At 44.1% G+C, this 18466-nt stretch carries 20 protein-coding genes; 9 read left to right on the top strand and 11 right to left on the bottom strand.

The window, feature by feature from the left end:
* Window positions 1–39: 39 nt before the first annotated feature.
* The 8 genes from nqrF to IE070_RS10780 all read right to left on the bottom strand — a co-directional run bounded on the left by nqrF (window position 40) and on the right by IE070_RS10780 (window position 7786).
* Complete coding sequence (gene nqrF / locus IE070_RS10815) at window positions 40–1266, bottom strand: NADH:ubiquinone reductase (Na(+)-transporting) subunit F (RefSeq protein ID WP_189483202.1); 1227 nt, start codon at window positions 1264–1266, stop codon at window positions 40–42.
* A 19-nt stretch (window positions 1267–1285) separates the two neighbouring features.
* Window positions 1286–1894 carry an NADH:ubiquinone reductase (Na(+)-transporting) subunit E gene (gene nqrE, locus IE070_RS10810; RefSeq protein ID WP_189483201.1) on the bottom strand — a complete coding sequence of 203 codons (609 nt, stop codon included), beginning with the start codon at window positions 1892–1894 and terminating at the stop codon, window positions 1286–1288.
* Between the two features lie 10 nt (window positions 1895–1904).
* Entirely contained in the window at window positions 1905–2537 is a 633-nt protein-coding gene (locus tag IE070_RS10805; RefSeq protein WP_189483200.1) for an NADH:ubiquinone reductase (Na(+)-transporting) subunit D, read from the bottom strand.
* Window positions 2530–3324 carry a Na(+)-translocating NADH-quinone reductase subunit C gene (locus tag IE070_RS10800; protein ID WP_189483199.1) on the bottom strand — a complete coding sequence of 265 codons (795 nt, stop codon included), beginning with the start codon at window positions 3322–3324 and terminating at the stop codon, window positions 2530–2532. Before IE070_RS10800 ends, IE070_RS10805 begins: the two co-directional genes overlap by 8 nt.
* Window positions 3317–4576 (bottom strand): NADH:ubiquinone reductase (Na(+)-transporting) subunit B, encoded by a 1260-nt coding sequence (locus tag IE070_RS10795; protein WP_189483198.1) that lies wholly within the window; start codon window positions 4574–4576, stop codon window positions 3317–3319. Before IE070_RS10795 ends, IE070_RS10800 begins: the two co-directional genes overlap by 8 nt.
* 2 nt (window positions 4577–4578) lie before the next feature.
* Window positions 4579–5916 (bottom strand): Na(+)-translocating NADH-quinone reductase subunit A, encoded by a 1338-nt coding sequence (locus tag IE070_RS10790; RefSeq protein ID WP_189483197.1) that lies wholly within the window; start codon window positions 5914–5916, stop codon window positions 4579–4581.
* Between the two features lie 261 nt (window positions 5917–6177).
* Window positions 6178–7371 (bottom strand): enoyl-ACP reductase FabV, encoded by a 1194-nt coding sequence (gene fabV / locus IE070_RS10785; RefSeq protein WP_189483196.1) that lies wholly within the window; start codon window positions 7369–7371, stop codon window positions 6178–6180.
* Window positions 7372–7456: 85 nt separating this feature from the next.
* The gene (locus IE070_RS10780) at window positions 7457–7786 is read right to left on the bottom strand and encodes a BolA family protein (protein ID WP_189483195.1); all 330 of its coding nucleotides are present in this window, start codon (window positions 7784–7786) and stop codon (window positions 7457–7459) included.
* 235 nt (window positions 7787–8021) lie between these two features.
* On the opposite strand from IE070_RS10780, the gene IE070_RS10775 reads away from it, so the two are divergent.
* The 4 genes from IE070_RS10775 (at window position 8022) to IE070_RS10760 (ending at window position 10983) form a co-directional block, all read left to right on the top strand.
* On the top strand, window positions 8022–9197 hold the full coding sequence (locus IE070_RS10775; RefSeq protein ID WP_189483194.1) for a methyltransferase: 1176 nt from the start codon (window positions 8022–8024) through the stop codon (window positions 9195–9197).
* Window positions 9198–9199: 2 nt separating this feature from the next.
* The gene (locus IE070_RS10770; RefSeq protein ID WP_189483193.1) at window positions 9200–9751 is read left to right on the top strand and encodes a YajG family lipoprotein; all 552 of its coding nucleotides are present in this window, start codon (window positions 9200–9202) and stop codon (window positions 9749–9751) included.
* A gap of 10 nt (window positions 9752–9761) precedes the next feature.
* Window positions 9762–10343, top strand: coding sequence for a peptidylprolyl isomerase (locus IE070_RS10765; protein WP_189483192.1), 582 nt, complete (start codon window positions 9762–9764; stop codon window positions 10341–10343).
* Window positions 10344–10662: 319 nt separating this feature from the next.
* Complete coding sequence (locus IE070_RS10760; RefSeq protein WP_189483191.1) at window positions 10663–10983, top strand: hypothetical protein; 321 nt, start codon at window positions 10663–10665, stop codon at window positions 10981–10983.
* 44 nt (window positions 10984–11027) lie between these two features.
* Here IE070_RS10760 and IE070_RS10755 read toward each other — a convergent pair whose 3' ends face one another.
* Window positions 11028–12338, bottom strand: coding sequence for an AmpG family muropeptide MFS transporter (locus IE070_RS10755; RefSeq protein WP_229797034.1), 1311 nt, complete (start codon window positions 12336–12338; stop codon window positions 11028–11030).
* A gap of 206 nt (window positions 12339–12544) precedes the next feature.
* Window positions 12545–12787: a helix-turn-helix domain-containing protein gene (locus tag IE070_RS10750; RefSeq protein WP_189483189.1), complete on the bottom strand. Its 243-nt coding sequence runs from the start codon at window positions 12785–12787 to the stop codon at window positions 12545–12547.
* 247 nt (window positions 12788–13034) lie between these two features.
* Between IE070_RS10750 and IE070_RS10745 the strand changes: the two genes are divergently transcribed.
* Complete coding sequence (locus IE070_RS10745) at window positions 13035–13208, top strand: hypothetical protein (RefSeq protein ID WP_189483188.1); 174 nt, start codon at window positions 13035–13037, stop codon at window positions 13206–13208.
* A gap of 130 nt (window positions 13209–13338) precedes the next feature.
* On the opposite strand, the gene erpA is transcribed toward IE070_RS10745, so the two are convergent.
* Entirely contained in the window at window positions 13339–13680 is a 342-nt protein-coding gene (gene erpA, locus IE070_RS10740) for an iron-sulfur cluster insertion protein ErpA (RefSeq protein ID WP_189483187.1), read from the bottom strand.
* 210 nt (window positions 13681–13890) lie between these two features.
* Between erpA and IE070_RS10735 the strand changes: the two genes are divergently transcribed.
* From IE070_RS10735 to hemL, 4 genes are all read left to right on the top strand, one after another.
* A complete protein-coding gene (locus IE070_RS10735; protein WP_189483186.1) occupies window positions 13891–15594 on the top strand; it encodes a chloride channel protein in 1704 nt (567 codons plus the stop codon).
* On the top strand, window positions 15591–16022 hold the full coding sequence (gene hemJ, locus IE070_RS10730) for a protoporphyrinogen oxidase HemJ (protein ID WP_189483185.1): 432 nt from the start codon (window positions 15591–15593) through the stop codon (window positions 16020–16022). Before IE070_RS10735 ends, hemJ begins: the two co-directional genes overlap by 4 nt.
* A gap of 68 nt (window positions 16023–16090) precedes the next feature.
* Window positions 16091–17095 carry an aspartate carbamoyltransferase gene (locus tag IE070_RS10725; RefSeq protein ID WP_189483184.1) on the top strand — a complete coding sequence of 335 codons (1005 nt, stop codon included), beginning with the start codon at window positions 16091–16093 and terminating at the stop codon, window positions 17093–17095.
* 17 nt (window positions 17096–17112) lie between these two features.
* On the top strand, window positions 17113–18396 hold the full coding sequence (gene hemL, locus IE070_RS10720) for a glutamate-1-semialdehyde 2,1-aminomutase (protein ID WP_189483183.1): 1284 nt from the start codon (window positions 17113–17115) through the stop codon (window positions 18394–18396).
* Window positions 18397–18466 lie beyond the last annotated feature (70 nt).

Here is an 18466-nt window from a genome sequence, read left to right as displayed (position 1 = left end):
CATACGTCACCCCAGATATTTTACCGCTTTCGCTAAAGATTAACCACCGAAGTCATCTAACAGAATGTTATCGTCTTCTACGCCTAAATCTTTTAGCATGTTGATCACCGCTTTGTTCATCATTGGCGGTCCACACATATAGAACTCACAATCTTCTGGCGCTTTATGGTTTTTCAGGTAGTTTTCATAAATTACGTTATGAATAAAACCGGTATAACCTGTCCAGTTATCTTCTGGCTGTGGATCAGACAGTGCGGTGTGCCAAACGAAATTTTCGTTTTCAGCCGCTAGCATATCGAAGTCTTCTACATAGAACATTTCGCGCTTAGAACGGGCACCGTACCAGAAACTGATCTTACGTTTAGATTTCAGACGACGTAATTGATCGAAGATGTGCGAACGCATTGGCGCCATACCCGCACCACCACCGATAAAGACCATTTCTGCTTCGGTTTCTTTGGCAAAGAACTCACCAAAGGGACCAGAAATTGTCACTTTGTCGCCTTCTTTCAAAGACCAAATGAAAGACGACATTTTTCCACAAGGTAACGTTAAGTTGTTTGGCGGCGGTGTTGCAATCCGCACATTCAACATAATGATACCTTCTTCTTCAGGATAATTTGCCATTGAATAAGCACGGATCGTCGGCTCATCAACTTTAGACTCAAGTGTGAAGAATTTAAAACGTTCCCAATCACCACGATACTGCGCTGGAATATCAAAGTCTTTATATTTGATATGATGCGCAGGCGCTTCAATTTGAATATAACCGCCAGCACGGAATGGAACAGATTCACCATCCGGAATTTGCAGCTTCAATTCTTTAATAAAAGTGGCTTTGTTATCGTTCGATATAACAGAACAATCCCACTTTTTGATCCCAAAGATTTCTGGCTCAACTTCAATGTCCATATCCGTTTTAACGTTTACCTGACATGATAAACGACAACCTTCACGGGCTTCACCCTTGGTAATATGGCCTAATTCAGTTGGCAGAATTTCACCGCCACCTTCATGAACATGCACACGGCACTGCCCACAAGAACCACCACCACCACACGCTGATGATAAAAAGATCCCATTATCTGCTAAAACGCTTAACAGTTTACCGCCTGCTTTGGTTTTAATTGCTTTGCTTGGATCACCGTTAACACTGATGGTAATGTCACCGCTGGCGACCAATTTTGACTTGGCAGCCAAAATAATGACAACCAGCGCCAGTACCACGACAGTGAACATGCCAACGCCAAGATAAATCTCTTGCATGGTATTATTCCTCTACTGCTTAAAGTTGAACGCCAGAGAAAGACATAAAGCCTAATCCCATTAAACCGACTACCAAAAAGGTAGATCCCAAGCCACGTAAGCCACCAGGAATATCGGCGTACTTTAACTTCTCACGCACAGCCGCAAGAACTGTAATGGCTAAAGCCCAACCTACGCCACTGCCTAAACCAAACACCACGCTCTCACCAAAGGTATAGTCACGCTCAACCATAAAGGCTACTGCACCAAAGATCGCACAGTTAACGGTAATTAGTGGTAAGAAAATACCTAAGGCGTTGTACAACGCAGGGAAATACTTATCTAACAACATTTCCAATATTTGTACTAACGCGGCAATAACGCCAATGTAGGTCAAAAAGCCTAAAAAGCTTAAATCTGCATCGGGGAAGCCCGCCCATGCTAAGGCACCTGGTGCGAGTAAGTTCGCAAAAACCAGATTGTTAACAGGCACAGAAATACCCAATACTACGATAACTGCCACACCTAAACCGAAAGCCGTGGTAATTTTTTGTGAAACAGCGAGGAAAGTACACATTCCTAAGAAGAATGCTAACGCCAAGTTTTCAATAAAAACGGCACGAACGAATAAGCTAATATAGTGTTCCATTACTTGCTCCTTATGCCTTCTTCTCAACTTGCTCTGGGCGGTACGTACGCAATACCCAAATAAAGCCTGCAATAATAATAAAGGCACTTGGTGGCATTAATAAAATACCCATTGGCTGATACCAGCCGCCTTCGCTAATTAATGGCATAATTTGCACGCCAAACACTGATCCTGAACCGCCTAACTCACGAATAAAGGCAACAACCAGTAATACTACACTGTAACCTAGACCGTTACCGATACCGTCTAGAAAACTCATACCCGGTGTGCTTTTCATCGCATAGGCTTCAGCGCGACCCATTACGATACAGTTAGTGATAATCAAACCAACAAATACTGACAACTGCTTAGATAAATCATAAGCGTATGCCTTTAAAAATTGGTCTACCACGATGACTAAAGAAGCAATGATGGTCATTTGCACAATGATCCGTACACTTGATGGAATGTGATTACGGATTACTGAGATAAAAAAGTTAGAAAACGCAGTTACAAAAGTAAGCGCTAAACACATTACTAATGCCGTTGTCATTTGTGTCGTTACGGCTAATGCAGAACATATCCCTAATACTTGCAAAGCAATGGGGTTGTTTGCAAAAACCGGTCCAAATAAAACGGTTTTAATTTCTTTTGCATTAGCCATTGTTTAAGGCTCCTTCACGCACTTTAGCTAAGAATGGACCAAAACCACTGTCACCGATCCAGAATGTAAAGGTATTTTGAACACCATTAGCGGTAAGGGTTGCACCTGACAAACCATCAACTTGGTGTGCAGATTGCGGATCAGCATTACCTGGTTTTAAGATAGTCAGTGCTAATTCGCCAGCTTCGTTGGTTAATTGTTTGCCCACAAATTGCGCTTTCCAACGTGGATTTTCAATTTCGCCACCTAAGCCAGGGGTTTCACCCTGCTCATAATAGTTCATACCAATAATGGTATTACCATCCGTTTCTAAGGCTAAAAACGCATGCATTGTTGACCATAAACCGTAACCATGAACTGGCAGCACAATGGCTTTTAAATTACGGTTATCATCATAAGTTAGGTATACCGGCGCTAATTCTGAAATGCGGCGAATTGACGCAACATCATCAGCTTGTGCTAAGGCTTTACCTTCTTTTAACGATTTACGGTAATCAAAATTTTCCGCACACTGGACATCACAGCTCGCGTCAATCTCACCCGTTTGTAAATTTACTAAGCGAGTTTCAATATGTTTACCAAACAATTCTGCAATTTTAGTCGCGGGCGCACTGCCCTCAACTAAGCCAACGCTACGCAAAATGTTAACTTGCGAATCTAGCTTTTTGTTTGCTTGTTGAGTTGGCCGCAATTGTACGGCCGCAGTTGCCACCACAATGGCGCACACTAAACATAAAGAAATTACTACAATCAGTGTTTTGCTGATGCTGTCGTTATTACTAGACATTACGTACCAGCCTCCGCTTGATATTGGCTTGCGCGACGAAGAAATCAAATAATGGAGAGAACAAGTTAGCAAACAAAATCGCTAACATCATTCCTTCCGGATATGCTGGGTTGACGACACGAATCATCACCACCATAAAACCAATCAGAATACCGTATGCCCATTTACCTTGGTTGGTAAAAGCGGCTGACACAGGATCGGTTGCCATGAAGAACATACCAATAGCAAAACCACCCAGTACCAGATGCCAATGCCAAGGCATGGCAAATAATGGATTTGAGCTAGAACCTACAGCGTTGAACAGGTAGCTGGTTAAAATCATACCGACCATGACACCTAACACAATACGCCATGAAGCAATACGGAAGTAAATCAGCGCCAGCCCGCCGATTAACAGCGCCAATACTGAAGTTTCACCAACTGATCCCGGTATAAAGCCTAGGAATGCATTCCACCAAATGTCTGATTGAGAGAAAAATTGATTGGTTGCTTCAGCCATTGTTTGATCAGGTAAAGGCTGAATAGATGCAGCTTTACTTAACCAAGTAGCACCTGAATAACCATCTGCTGTACCTGGAAGCTTACCTGCCGCTGTCCAAACGGCATCACCCGAAATTTGTGCTGGGTAAGCAAAGAACAAGAATGCACGACCTGCTAAAGCTGGGTTGAGGAAGTTACGACCTGTGCCACCAAAAACTTCTTTGGCAACAACCACACCAAAGGTAATACCTAAGGCAACTTGCCACAATGGAATAGTTGCAGGGAGGATTAAGGCGAATAAGATTGAGCTTACAAAGAAACCTTCGTTTACTTCATGTTTACGAACAGAAGCAAATAATACTTCCCAGAAGCCACCTACCACAAAAGTTACAGCGTAGATGGGTAAAAACCACACCGCACCATAAAACATTTTGGCGCCCCAACCTGACCCAGCTGTCAACTCGCCACCAAAGGCCGAGTAGATAGCAACTTGCCAAGTATCAGGCGTAGCAAAACCTTGGGCCAAGGCTAATGAAGCTTGGTGACCAATGTTATACATGCCGAAGAAAAGTGCTGGAAATAATGCCAGCCACACGAAAATCATAATGCGCTTTAGGTCAATGCTATCGCGAATGTGTGTGCCATTCTTAGTTACATAACCTGGCGTATACAGAACGGTAGCAACCGCTTCGTATAATGCGTACCATTTTTCGTATTTACCGCCTTGTTCAAATTGCGGTTCAATGCGCTCTAAAAAATGCTTTAAGCTCATGATTAGCCTTCCTTCTGGATGGTATTCAAGCAATTGCGCAGAATTGTGCCGTAATCGTATTTACCCGGACATACATAAGTACATAAGGCTAAATCTTCTTCGTCCAGTTCTAAGCAACCTAAAGTTTGTGCCCCGTCAGTGTCACCAGAGATCATGTCGCGTAACAATAACGTCGGCAGAATATCTAATGGCATTACCCGCTCATAGTTACCAATTGGTACCATAGCCCGTGAAGAACCGTTAGTGGTTGTTGTGAGGTTAAACAACTTTTTCGGATTCAAATGGCCAAGGTAAGCGCGCGTTACAGAGTGCTTTTCAGCACCTGGTGCGATCCATCCTAAGAAATGTTTGTCGTAGCCTTCAGCTAATACTGATAATTGCGTATGGAAACGACCAACGTATCCATTTACACCTTTGGCTGTGGTACCCGCGAGAACCGAGCCTGATATAATACGGTTTTGACCTTCATTAAGTTCACCAGCAGTTAATTCTTCAACTGAGGCGCCTAACAAAGTTTTGATTAAACGTGGCGATTTCACTACAGGACCGGCCAAGGCGATTACGCGCTCGCTGTGCAGCTCGCCCGTGGCAAATAATTTGCCAACAGCGATAACGTCTTGATAGCCAATGTGCCATACCACTTTCTTAGTGCTTGCCGCGTCTAAGAAATGAATATGCGTACCAACGAGGCCTGCAGGATGAGGACCGTCAAACTCAGCAACCGTGACGTTTGATATGCTCGGTACATTAGCACCGGCTTTCTTCGTCAAGTACACTTTACCTTCTGTTAAACGCGAAATAACCGTTAACCCTTGTGTAAAGGCGTTGGCATCAGCTGCAATAACCACAGCAGGATCTGCCGCTAACGGGTTGGTATCCATCGCGTTAACAAAGATAGCTTTAGGTGTACTGTCGATTGCTGGTGATTGCGAGAACGGACGTGTTCTAAAAGCAACCCACAAACCTGAGTCAACCAAGTTTTGTTTAACTTGTTCGGCTGTTAAGGTCGAGAGTTGCTCAGCTGAGTACGCGGTAAAGCGTTCAGCAGCATCACCCGAAGCGGCAATTACCACAGATTGCAATACGCGTTTAGCACCACGATTGATCTCTTTTACCGTACCCGCGATAGGCGCCGTAAATTTAACACCAGGGTTTTTCTTATCTTCGAAAAGCACCTGACCTTTCTTTACGGTATCACCTACTTCGACCGCCATGGTCGGACGCATACCAACATACTCTTCACCTAAAACGGCGACAGTTGTGACGGTATTGCCCGTAGTGATCTCTTGTTTAGGACTGCCTGCAAGGGGAATGTCCAAGCCTTTTTTGAGTTTTATCATACGTACTTGCACTACTATTTTGGGAAGAAACAGGGCCTAGTTTTTCAGCTGCTTAGCCGCAGCACACCTGGTTTTACAATTGCGCTGCCTGCAACTGCACAAAAGATAACCAGATACACGTATTAAAGTCGCGAATTCTACCATTAAACCCTTAGTGTATCCATGGTATTGCCAAAAATTATCCATGCATTGCACAAGAATATTAATAGGCTAAATCAGCATAAAAGCCGCAAAGAAAAGGCTTTTATGCTGTCAATACGACTAATTTACCAAATTTTGTAATGGGCGTACTGGCGACACATCGGCAGTGTAATCGACATGCGCATAACCAAACCCGAACAATCTTAAAAATTCATTATGATAGCCCGCATAATCCGTTAAGGTATCAATGGTTTCAGTGCTGACTTGCGCCCATAATCCTTTTACAGTCTCTTGCACATGATCACTTAATTCTTTGCCGTCCATGCGTAAACGTCCGGCTTCATCCAATAGCGGATCTGCACTGTAAAGTCCCTGCCGGAATAAACCATTAATTTGTTCTATACACCCTTCGTGCGTGCCCTCGGCTTTCATTACGCGGTACAGCAATGAAATATAGAGGGGCATAATAGGTATAGCAGAGCTTGCCTGGGTTACCAGTGCTTTTAACGACGCAACGTAGGCTTTGCCATTTTTCGCTGTTAAACTCGCCGTGATGGCAGCCGCCGCCCGATCTAAATCTTCTTTCGCTTTGCCAATGGTCGCTTTGCCATAAATAGGCCATGTCAGCTCTTTACCAATATAGGTATAGGCTACTGTTTGACAGCCTTCAGCCAAAACACCTGCCGCCGCTAATTGGCTTAACCAACGCTCCCAGTCCTCTCCACCCATCACTTTTACGGTGTTATAAATTTCTTCTTCATTGGCAGGATCGACTGAAACTTCTTCAATTTCACGTTTAGAGGTGTTTAGATTTTTAGCTGTATAAGACTGGCCAATAGGTTTTAGCACGGAGCTAAACACTTCTCCTGTCACAGGATCTTTACGCCGTGGCGCAGCTAAACTGTAAACTACTAAATCAATTTTACCCATTTCGCTGCGAATAATATCAATTGCTTGCGCTTTTAATTCATCCGTAAAGGCATCACCGTTTAAATGTTTATTCCACAAACCCGCCTTTGCGGCGGCATCCTCAAAGGCGGCAGTGTTATACCAACCCGCTGAACCGGTTTTACTGTCTGTGGGTTCTTTTTCGAAAAACAAGCCAAGGGTATTAGCGCCCGAGCCAAAAGCAGCTGTGATCCGAGAGGCTAAACCGTACCCTGTCGAGGCACCAATCACCAATACGTTCTTTGGTCCATTTGCTACGGGACCTAATGCCTTAACATAGGCGATTTGTTCATTAACATGCTCTGCACAGCCCGTGGGATGCGCGTTAGTACAAATAAAACCACGAATTTTTGGTTGAATAACCATGAGGAAACCTGCTGTTGTCGTTATTAAAGTGCCGATAGTGTAAAACTTTAACGCAAAAAACAGGTCTGATCAGCAAAAAAACGCGCTATGCGTCTTTATCTATTTTGCTACCACCAAAACATTTAGGCGAGACCGGAGGTTTTTCGGCATAGTATTCATACCATTCGGAGGGGGTGTAGGTATGTAAGGCAAGTGCATGAATTTTTTCGGCTAACTCCTCAGCTACGATAGCATTTACGGCGCGATGACGTTGCAGTAAACGCATGCCATCAAAGGCTGGCGTAACAATCACCACTTTAAAATGGGATTCTGAGCCCGCGGGAACATTATGATTAGCACTTTCGTTAATCACGTCTAAAAAAACAGGTTTAAACGCGGCCAATAATTTTTGCTCAATAGAAGTGTGGATTAACATTGTTTAACCGCTCCTTTTGTTATCCGTTTGCTTATTCTAGCTAAGCCCTGACACTTTGTCCTGTAAAAATACCTCTAAGCAGCCTGTTACGCTATTTACCAGCGCGGTTTCCTTCAGCAGGGCGAAATAGCCCTGTATATATCATAGCAAGCCACCTTGCCCTGCTTGGCTTAACAGTTGTCGCACCGCTTGCACCATGTCAGAATAGCGTCTTGCCTTTGTTGATGACATGATTATGAATACGCTTTTTAGTTTAGGTGCCACCAAACTTCACTTGCAGCGCTGGCCGCTGAACCAACCTAATCAAAGTTTACAAGCTTGGGATGCCGCCGATGAGCTGATATTAGAGCAAGCCATAGCGTATTGCCGTGCTAGGCCAGCAAACGCATCGAATCCTTTGCAGGTACTTATTTTAAATGATGCTTTTGGCGCGCTATCCTGTGGCGTAAGTACCGTTTTACCGATTGAAAGTGCGCTGTTTGTGGTGCAAGACTCGGTATTATCACAACATGCTAGTCGCCATAACCGCACCCAAAATGCAATATCAAACCACGCGCTTTATGAACTCACCAGTTTAGATCCATTACCCACAGCGCCACACTTAGTACTGTATAAATTACCGTCGAATCATAGCTACCTTAAATACCAACTCGCGGCACTCAAACAGAGCATCACACCACACACTCGGCTAATAATTGCCGCCAAAGCTAAAGATATCACGCGGAATGTCCTGAGCTTATTTGAGCAATATATTGGGCCAACCCAAGCGTCCCTTACGATAAAAAAATGCCGGTATATTGAAACAGAATACGATACAACGCGGCAGCCGCCCGCCACAAATTTTCCGCTGCGCTGGAGATTAGACAATAGCAATATCATGTTGGTAAATCATGCTAATGTGTTTGCCCGTGAGCAATTAGATATCGGCGCACGGTTTTTTTTAGATCATTTGCCCACCGTGGCGACCAATAGTACTGTCATTGATTTAGGCTGTGGTAATGGTGTGCTCAGTTTACAGCTACTAACACAACAGCCGCAGTGCAACTTAATAGCCTGTGATGAGTCTTATATGGCTGTTGCGTCAGCCCAAGCGACCATCATGGAAAATTATCCGCACTTTCTTGCCCAGTGCCAATTTATTGCAGATGACTGTTTAACCCGCCAGGCGGATAACAGCGCTGATTGGGTTATCTGTAACCCGCCTTTTCATCAACAAAGCGCAGTAACTACCCATATTGCTTCGCAAATGTTTCGTGACGCAAAACGCGTACTTAAAACCGGTGGCCGCTTACGTATTGTGGCGAATCGTCACTTACCGTATCGGTTACAATTAGAAAAACTATTTGGCCATTGCCAACAATTGGCGGCTAATCCTAAGTTTGTTATTTTAGAATCCATCAAAAGGAGTTAATCATGCGTTATTTATGGCTAATACTGGTATTAGTGTTGGTAGGCTGCGCGACCAAAGTGCCCTCATTTATGGTTGTTCCGCAAATTTTTTGGCCGCAAAATGCGGAATTACAAGGTGCACAGTTCAGCTTCTCGGTGGTTGATATGCGCCCAAGACCACAAACGTTGACGATAAAACAAGGCAGCAATGAAAACCACTATCGTACTAGTAACGACGTACGCTTGCAGTTAGAAAACACCTTGACCAGCGCATTGAGAGAAAAAGGCGCCAATGTGGATAGTCAGCATAGTGTTCAATTTAAAATCCAAATTAATCAGTTACAGTCCAATGTTTTACAACGACCGATTGATCATCAAGTTGTGAATCAAGTGACCCTAACTGTATTTATTCAAAGTGATAATGGTACCTTTAGTAAATCTTATGCGGGCGATAGCAATTATACTGCGCCCTTCAAAGTGGATTTGGCTGCCGTTGAGCGTGAACTCCGTATTCTTACCGAGCAAGTATTAAATCAGTTATTGCAAGATCCTACTTGGAAAGACGCGCTGAACTAACGAGGGAACTATGAAGGTATTTTTAGTAAGTTTGCTGCTGTTTTGCAGCACGGCCTTACACGCGGGCCAATTTATGCAACCAGATAACTTATTCCCAAAGGTTAAATTTATAACCTCCGAAGGCGAAATCGTAGTGGAACTGGATCGCAGTCGAGCACCCATTACGGTTAATAATTTTCTTAGCTACGTAAAAAAAAATGCGTATAACAATACCGTTTTTCATCGGCTAATTCCTGAATTTGTGTTACAAGGCGGCGGTTACCTCCCCGATTACAAAGCCATTGAAACCTTGAAGCCCATTTTTAATGAATCAGGTAATGGGTTAAAAAATCAACTTGGCAGTATTGCCATGGCGAGACAAACGGATCCGCATAGTGCTGATAGCCAATTTTATTTTAACCTAAATGATAATACCAGTTTGGATCCCGGTAGCCGTTGGGGTTATGCCGTTTTTGGTCAAGTGGTTTCCGGTATGGAAGTACTTGATAAAATTCAACAACGCGAAACCGCGGTATCTGAACAACTGGGGTGGCCAGATGTACCAGTGGAGCAGGTTATATTAAAAATGGTCATTCTGTTACCCCAAGAATAACCCTCATTCTATTCCTTTGCCTTCCATCCTTACGATCTAACTAGATCAGCTTCGAAATTTGCCCTTGCGATTCGCAGGGGCGAATGTAAATAAAATTTGTTCGCAACAACTCACTTCTTCCTGACAACGACTATACTTTACGCAAATTGGGTAAGTTTCTATTGAGATAGATTCAAGCCGCTATCTCAGTAGATTCAAGGCGCCACCTTGTCTCACATTCCGTGGCGTGATGATTAAGAACAGGCAGCACGATAATCTTGGTAAAGGGTACTACATCGTTACCGTTATAACTGCCACGTATCTTTGCTTGGAGTAAAACATGATCACGACCTTTATTGACGACAAGTCACAGCAATTAGTGTTTTATGCCTCACGGTTTTTACGCGGGCAATTACCACATCGTGAATTGCATCTATTTATATGGGATACGTTGGAAGAATGGGCAGCCTTAAGCCATAAACCCGTAACGCCTCCTAGTTATTCTGAAAAAGTCTTCTGGCATCTGTTGCATCAATTGGAGTACTGGCCAGAACAGCAATTACGACAGAATAAAAAGCTCAAGCGTAACTTACAACATTGCTTAGGGTTTCTGGTGGGTAAAGGCCACTGTCCGCAAAACTGCGTGGGCCTGCGCCCTTAGCTCACGCAAGTAATAATGGTGCTTGTTTGCCACTTTATCTATTTTTAAGGCGTTTCACGTCGGCTGAGTTCATCGTTATCTAGCACGTTGTCAGATGGGATCATTTTACAATACCCAATTATGACAATCAGTATTAGCGCGGGTATGCCAGATAGCGCCGTTACCATGAAAAATTGGCTATACCCCATACTTTCAACCCATTCTCCTGAAAATCCACCAATAAATTTTGGTAGCAATAACATTAACGAGCTGAACACGGCATACTGCGTTGCAGTGTAAGCCAAATTGACCAACGACGATAAATAGGCAATAAACGCACTGGTAGCGATACCGGCACTAAGATTATCGGCGGAGATCACCACGGTTAGCCAAAATACATCATGACCAATAACACTCAGTAACGAGAACAATAAATTGGTTACCGCACTAAGCACTGCCCCTAAAAATAAAATTTTCAACGTGCCAAACCGATTCAATAACACACCACCTAGGGCCGCCCCAACGAGTGTCATAATAACGCCGAATACTTTGGAAATACTTGCCACTTCTTCTTTACTAAAACCCATATCTACATAAAACGCGTTAGCCATCACCCCCATAACCACATCACTCATGCGGTAACAGGCAATCAATGCCAGGATCACCAGGGCTTGCCAACGATACCGCTGAAAAAAATCTACAAACGGCGCCACAATAGCTAACTTTAACCAGCTGACAAATCGCTGCCAAGGTTTACCCGTTGAGGTGTTAGCGCTAAGCAGGGTATTGACGGGTTCTTGGCAAAGTAACGTGGTAATAATGCACGGCAACATACAAAGAGCCATCACACTGTATGCGTGTTGCCAACTGGCTAGCTGATAATCTGGGCTGGTAGCAAACAACGCCGCTAGCCACAGCGTACCTGCCGAGGCTAAAATCATCGCAAGCCGATAACCCAATAAATACGCAGCAGCTAGCGCAGCCTGCATCTGCTCAGGCGCACTTTCTATGCGAAAGGCATCTACGCTTATATCTTGCGTAGCCGATGCAAACGCGAGGATCACGGCAAACAACGCCATTAAAGCTAAATCTTGCTGCGGATCGGAATAAGAAATACCTAAGATGCCCAACATCACGGCAGCTTGCGATAATAACAACCAACTTCGTCTTCGACCAAGTAAACGATATAACCAAGGGATCTGTAAGCGATCGGCTAAGGGTGACCACATCCATTTCACACTGTAAGCTAATACAACCCAACTAAAGTAACCAATTTCAGCACGCGATACGCCGGCCTCACGCAGCCAAAACGACAAAGTTCCAAACACCAAAACCATGGGTAAACCACTTGAGAATCCCAACAAAAAAATGATCAATACGCGCCGTTGATAATAAATGCGTAAAGAGGTTATCCAGGTGTTTAGCAACGTCAATGAGGAACCTTACCATAAATAAATTTGGTCTAGCTTAACGGGCTGTCAACAGAGGTCAAGTAGTTACCTTAATGGTATAACGAAAAGATTAATAAAAAAGCCGCGTAAATGCGGCTTTGATGTCAAAACAGGTGATAACGAGAGAAATGTTACAGACTTAAAACTTGACGTAATCCTTCTGCTGGATCTACCTCTAAGGCTTGGCAATATCTGACAAACTCAACCACATCTAATCTGCGCTCTTGGTTTTCCACTTTACCGATAAACGAGTGAGGAGTACCCAAAAGCTCTGATAAACTGCGCATAGTGTGGCCTTTTTCTTGACGTTGGCGTTTTAACCAAACACACAACCGTTTATTTTCGTCTGAAACAACACTTTTTGTACCTTTCATATTTTTTCTTCTCCCAGCGTGTTACGCTTTTATTTTTTATGATTACACTGCTCCCTGCATTAATTGTCTGAGGTTATCCTGTTGAACATCAGTTTTTTGGTACTTAATTAATATCATAGGTTGCGATGAGCGTACAGCTAGACACGATAAAAAACGTAAAACCAGTGAGCTTAACGCTGCGCTATCACGTTAGCAGTTTTAATATATCTAGAGCGTGTAAATAACGTTACGCAAAAATGAGGAATACATGATTAGATTATTATTTTTATTGCCTGTATTAATGTGCCTAGGCTGGTTCTTATTTTTGCGTCATTATCAAATACCGTTAAAACAAGGCCGACGAGGCTTTATTTATATTGGGATCTTTAATGGTGTGTTAGCGTTGGTATTATGGGTATTGCTTTTGCTCACCAATATGTGATGTGCAAGCGCACAAACCGCGCGTCGCTATATATAATAGAGGTCGTGTAGTAAGTAGAGAGAGTAATGCTAACATTGTAAACAGCAATGTTAGCATTAGAACCAGCAAGCACGGTGTAATAGGTTAAGTGTTACACCGAAAAAGAAGAACCGCAGCCACAGGTAGTGGTTGCATTGGGATTTTGCACCGTAAAACGGCTGCCTTGAAGGCCCTCGGTGTAATCTACCACCCCACCCATCAAGTATTGTAAGCTCATGGGATCTACAACCATTGCAACCCCTTGCTTTTCAATTAAAAAATCACCTACGTTTACTTTTTCATCAAAGGTAAAGCCGTATTGAAAGCCTGAACAGCCACCCCCGGTAATATATACCCGTAATTTAAGTTCAGGGTTTTCTTCTTCACTTACTAAAGCAGCCACTTTACGTGCTGCGGCATCAGAAAACTCTAATGGGATCTGTACTTCAGACATGATAACTCCAACCAGCGTAAAAACGCTTTTGATTATCTAATACCTGACTAATTTATTCAAGTATTTCCCCGAATCAGCCATACTTGAAGCAACGACAATAGCGCTGCGCCACACTCATCACACACCAGAACTATACAATGTGACACACAGGTGAAGCAGCCTATGATAAACTAAGGTTATCTTCCTTGGCGCTAGGGATTTAGGGCTTTTATGCAACGTTGGCAGGCTTATTTACCGTCATTACAACGACGGTTAGCATTACCGCAAACCTCATTGCAGCTTTGTTTGCTGGGAATGCTAGGCGGCTTAATTGCAGCGCTGCTGATAATTCTTTTTCGGCTCGCCATTATAGGCTTACAAGGTTTTTTCTTAACTCACAGCGATGATTTTAGTAGCATTGATGCCGATATTCGCTGGTTATTGCCCTTAGGTGGCGCAGCCTGCATTGGTTTAATTGCTCTGATCACCGGCTATCGTCATTACCGCCTCGGCATTCCTTTTGTCATCCATCGGATTAAAACGGCATATGGCATCATGCCATTTCGAAACACCTTAAATCAGTTTTTTGGCGGCATTTTAGCATTATCTAGTGGTTTCTCTGTGGGTAGAGAAGGGCCATCAGTGCATTTAGGCGCTTATGGCGCGAGTAGCGTCGGTCGATACCTAAAATTGCCTTATAACAGTATCCGCATTTTAGCGGGTTGCGGCATTGCTGCAGGCATTTCTGCGTCCTTTAATACGCCTTTAGCTGCCATGATCTTTGTAATGGAGGTCGTGCTGCGTGAATACCGAATCCATGTCTTTATCCCCGTAATGTTAGCCTCTGTTGTCGGGGCATTAGCTACGCAGTGGGTCTTTGGTCATGATCGCGAACTGGCGGCGTTGGATATTATTAACTTAAGCGTTTGGCACTTTCCCTATCTTATTTTATGCGGCATCATTTTTGGTGCTGTTGCCTGGTTTTTTAACCGCAATATGATGCGCTTACTGCATATTTTTAAGAAATGGCCTCTACTATTACGCCTTGCCTTAGCCGGTGCAGTAACCGCTGCGGTGGGCTATTTTATTCCCCATGCGATGGGGGCGGAGACCGGTGCCATTCAATTTGCTATTAATAGCCCTACTGAAATCCATCTCTTGTTAGTTATTCTATTTGGCAAAATGGTTTTAACGTTATTTGCGATAGGATTAGGCGTACCCGGCGGGATCATTGGTCCTATTTTTGGTATTGGTGTGGTGCTTGGCACCATCTTGGCGATAGTGCCGGCCATTATCGTTGATAACAGCAGTAATGCGGGGACCTATGCGGTATTAGGTATGGCGGGCATGATGGCCGCCACCTTACATGCGCCCTTAGCCGCACTGGTTGCGGTACTGGAGTTAGCGGCTAATCAGCATATCATTTTACCTGCGATGTTAGTGATCGTTACGGCTTACGTTACAACTGTGCAGTTTTTTAATAATAAATCGATATTTTTAATGCAATTGGATTTTATGCAACTGCCGTATAAACTCTCACCGGCCGATGACGTGTTACAAAAAGTTGGGGTACTCGCGGTAGTAAGCCAAGATTATCACTTACTAGATAACCCTGATGAAGCGGTGGTACGCCAGCACCTTGCCACCTTACAACCACCCAGCCAATTATTGATTAAACGTACCTTGGATAATACATCGCACTATTATTTGGCGCAGTATGATATTAGCTTATCACTCAGTGGCGACAGTGCCATTCAATATCTTCCGGTAAAGGGGTTATCTCAGCAATGTACGATGGCCGAAGTACTTGGCGAACTGGAAGATAAACGTGAAGGGATTGTATATATTTATCAAGATGATCCTAATGTGCCTTTGGGCATTATACGTTGGGACCAATTACGCGCACTTTTAATCAAACAGAACAATTTAATATGACACTTATTTTAATTTACAAAGCATTACACGTGTTCTTTATGGTGGCTTGGTTTGCCGGTATTTTTTATTTACCGCGTCTGTTTGTATACCATGCAGAAACCCAAAGCCCTGATTGTGATAGCACGTTCAAAGTAATGGAACGTCGGCTGCTGTATTTTGTTACCCCCTTTGCTGTACTCACGTTAGTGTTTGGCGTACTGCTGATCATGAGCTATGGCCGGGTCTGGTTTGCTGCCAGTACCTGGCTGCATTACAAACTGATCTTAGTTCTGTTTCTTTATGCCTATCATGGGTATTGTTTTAAATTACTGGCAGATTTCAAACATAATCGAAATCAACATAGCCCACGGTTTTATCGTTTTTTTAATGAAGTTCCCGTGTTAGTGCTGTTAGTCATCATTTTGTTGGCCGTGTTAAAGCCGTTATAAATTGCGTATAATACAGTGCACAAGCCGCTAGGCTGCCCCATCCGCTATTCGATTAAGTGAGCCGTACTATGAGCTTTAAAGGTCAGCATATTCTCTCGGTAAAACAATTCAACCGTGACAGCATTCAGTATATTTTTGAAATCGCTAGAAAAATGAGCCCTTATGCTAGTCGTAAAAAGCGCACGAAAGTGCTCGACGGCGCCATTTTGGGCAATTTATTTTTTGAACCTAGTACCCGCACCCGCGTTAGCTTTGGCTGCGCATTTAATCTACTTGGGGGCGAAGTGCGCGAAACGACGGGCATGGAATCGTCTGCTTTATCGAAGGGCGAGTCCTTATATGATACAGCCAGGGTGATCAGCAGTTACAGTGATGTGATTGCCATGCGCCATCCTCAAGCGGGGTCGGTGGCAGAGTTTGCTGAAGGCAGTCGAGTACCCGTCCTTAATGGTGGCGACGGTGCGAATGAACATCCCACCCAAGCGCTGTTAGATCTCTTTACCATTGAACAAGAATTAATCGCCTCAGGACAAACTATCGATGGCATGCACATTGCCATGGTCGGTGATCTTAAATTTGGCCGTACCGTTCATTCGTTATCAAAGCTACTCAGCTTGTATAAAAACCTACAAATTACCTTAATTTCACCACAAGAATTGGCGATGCCCGACGAGATTATCGCCGCCTTGGATAACGCCGGTCATCGCCTGACCATTAGCGATAAGTTAGAAGGGAATCTTAACGCCGATATTGTCTATCAAACGCGTATTCAGGAAGAACGCTTCCCCTCCAAAGCCGAAGCTAATCTCTATCGCGGTAAATTTAGGTTAAATCAGGAAATTTACACGCGGCACTGTAAATCTAATACGGTGATCATGCATCCTTTGCCACGGGATTCACGGCAAGAAGCAAATGAATTAGACAATGATCTCAATTTAAATCCGAACCTTGCCATTTTCCGCCAAGCGGATAATGGTATTTTAGTGAGAATGGCATTGTTTGCGCTCACATTAGGGGTAGAGGATCTCGTACAGGATTACGAATGCGCCGTACCTTGGTACACCAATAAATAACTGACAGGATAAGTATAATGTCAATTTCTTCTGAATTATTCGCCCGTGCCCAGCACACTATCCCAGGTGGAGTAAACTCCCCCGTTCGTGCATTCAAAAGCGTAGGGGGCGAGCCTTTTTTTGTAGCAAAGGCCGAGGGTGCGTATTTATTCGATGTAGATGGTAAACGCTACATTGATTATATCGGCTCTTGGGGTCCAATGTTACTGGGGCATAACAACCCCGTTATTCGTGATGCTGTTATCGCGGCAGCCGCAAATGGGTTAAGTTTCGGTGCCCCCTGCCCAGCAGAAGTTACCATGGCTGAAAAGGTTGCCGAATTAGTGCCCAGCATGGAAATGCTTCGCATGGTAAGTTCAGGTACCGAAGCCACTATGAGCGCAATTCGCTTGGCGCGCGGGTATACCGGCCGTGATACTATTGTGAAGTTTGAAGGCTGTTATCATGGCCACGCAGATTCTTTGTTGGTAAAAGCGGGCTCGGGTGCGTTAACACTAGGGGTCCCTAATTCACCGGGTGTACCAGCCGATTTTGCTAAATACACCCTAACATGCGAATTCAATAATTTAGCCCAAATCCAACACCTTTTCGCCGAGCAAGGTGAGCAAATTGCCTGCATTATTGTAGAACCGGTTGCCGGTAATATGAACTGCATTCCACCTGAGCCAGGCTTTTTAGAAGGACTGCGCCAACTCTGCGATGAGTACGGTAGTGTACTTATTTTTGATGAAGTGATGACAGGTTTCCGGGTCGCGCTCGGTGGCGCACAAGCGTACTATGGCGTGACACCGGATTTAACCACGCTGGGTAAAATTATTGGTGGCGGCATGCCGGTAGGCGCTTTTGGCGGTAAAAAAGCCATCATGCAACATATCGCGCCATTAGGGCCGGTATATCAAGCAGGTACCTTGTCGGGCAACCCGATTGCCATGGCAGCTGGCTTAGCCGCAATGCAAGAAATCAGTAAACCAGGCGTGTATGAGGCGCTGACCGCTAAAACAGCGCAATTACTAAAAGGCTTGGCGCATGCAGCAGCAAAACATGGTATCCCAGTGAGTTTTAATCAGGTTGGCGGCATGTTTGGGATGTTCTTTACTACTGAAGGTCGAGTAAGTAACTTTCAACAAGCCACACGCTGTGATATCGAGGCGTTTAAACGCTTTTTCCACCTGATGCTAGCACAAGGTATTTATTTGGCGCCATCCGCGTATGAGGCAGGTTTTATTTCATTAGCCCATACAGATGAAGATATTGCTGAAACAATTGCCGCGGCTGATTACGCTTTTGCAGCATTAAAATAAGCGCACGTATTCCGAGCACTTAACCCCCCTGTTACACCTAACTGCATGTTTCGCGTATACCGTGTGAAAA

The organism is Alishewanella tabrizica, assembly GCF_014652375.1.
In the GTDB taxonomy this organism is placed as follows: Bacteria; Pseudomonadota; Gammaproteobacteria; order Enterobacterales; family Alteromonadaceae; genus Alishewanella; species Alishewanella tabrizica.
Note: the sequence above shows the minus strand (reverse complement) of the source record. Positions and strands in the feature narration are given on the sequence as shown.

Excerpts from the sequence above, each read along its gene's own strand:
- nqrF (WP_189483202.1), bottom strand. The coding sequence starts at position 1,266 with ATGCAAGAGATTTATCTTGGCGTTGGCATGTTCACTGTCGTGGTACTG.
- nqrE (WP_189483201.1), bottom strand. The coding sequence starts at position 1,894 with ATGGAACACTATATTAGCTTATTCGTTCGTGCCGTTTTTATTGAAAAC.
- IE070_RS10805 (WP_189483200.1), bottom strand. The coding sequence starts at position 2,537 with ATGGCTAATGCAAAAGAAATTAAAACCGTTTTATTTGGACCGGTTTTT.
- IE070_RS10800 (WP_189483199.1), bottom strand. The coding sequence starts at position 3,324 with ATGTCTAGTAATAACGACAGCATCAGCAAAACACTGATTGTAGTAATT.
- IE070_RS10795 (WP_189483198.1), bottom strand. The coding sequence starts at position 4,576 with ATGAGCTTAAAGCATTTTTTAGAGCGCATTGAACCGCAATTTGAACAA.
- IE070_RS10790 (WP_189483197.1), bottom strand. The coding sequence starts at position 5,916 with ATGATAAAACTCAAAAAAGGCTTGGACATTCCCCTTGCAGGCAGTCCT.
- fabV (WP_189483196.1), bottom strand. The coding sequence starts at position 7,371 with ATGGTTATTCAACCAAAAATTCGTGGTTTTATTTGTACTAACGCGCAT.
- IE070_RS10780 (WP_189483195.1), bottom strand. The coding sequence starts at position 7,786 with ATGTTAATCCACACTTCTATTGAGCAAAAATTATTGGCCGCGTTTAAA.
- IE070_RS10775 (WP_189483194.1), top strand. The coding sequence starts at position 8,022 with ATGAATACGCTTTTTAGTTTAGGTGCCACCAAACTTCACTTGCAGCGC.
- IE070_RS10770 (WP_189483193.1), top strand. The coding sequence starts at position 9,200 with ATGCGTTATTTATGGCTAATACTGGTATTAGTGTTGGTAGGCTGCGCG.
- IE070_RS10765 (WP_189483192.1), top strand. The coding sequence starts at position 9,762 with ATGAAGGTATTTTTAGTAAGTTTGCTGCTGTTTTGCAGCACGGCCTTA.
- IE070_RS10760 (WP_189483191.1), top strand. The coding sequence starts at position 10,663 with ATGATCACGACCTTTATTGACGACAAGTCACAGCAATTAGTGTTTTAT.
- IE070_RS10750 (WP_189483189.1), bottom strand. The coding sequence starts at position 12,787 with ATGAAAGGTACAAAAAGTGTTGTTTCAGACGAAAATAAACGGTTGTGT.
- IE070_RS10745 (WP_189483188.1), top strand. The coding sequence starts at position 13,035 with ATGATTAGATTATTATTTTTATTGCCTGTATTAATGTGCCTAGGCTGG.
- erpA (WP_189483187.1), bottom strand. The coding sequence starts at position 13,680 with ATGTCTGAAGTACAGATCCCATTAGAGTTTTCTGATGCCGCAGCACGT.
- IE070_RS10735 (WP_189483186.1), top strand. The coding sequence starts at position 13,891 with ATGCAACGTTGGCAGGCTTATTTACCGTCATTACAACGACGGTTAGCA.
- hemJ (WP_189483185.1), top strand. The coding sequence starts at position 15,591 with ATGACACTTATTTTAATTTACAAAGCATTACACGTGTTCTTTATGGTG.
- IE070_RS10725 (WP_189483184.1), top strand. The coding sequence starts at position 16,091 with ATGAGCTTTAAAGGTCAGCATATTCTCTCGGTAAAACAATTCAACCGT.
- hemL (WP_189483183.1), top strand. The coding sequence starts at position 17,113 with ATGTCAATTTCTTCTGAATTATTCGCCCGTGCCCAGCACACTATCCCA.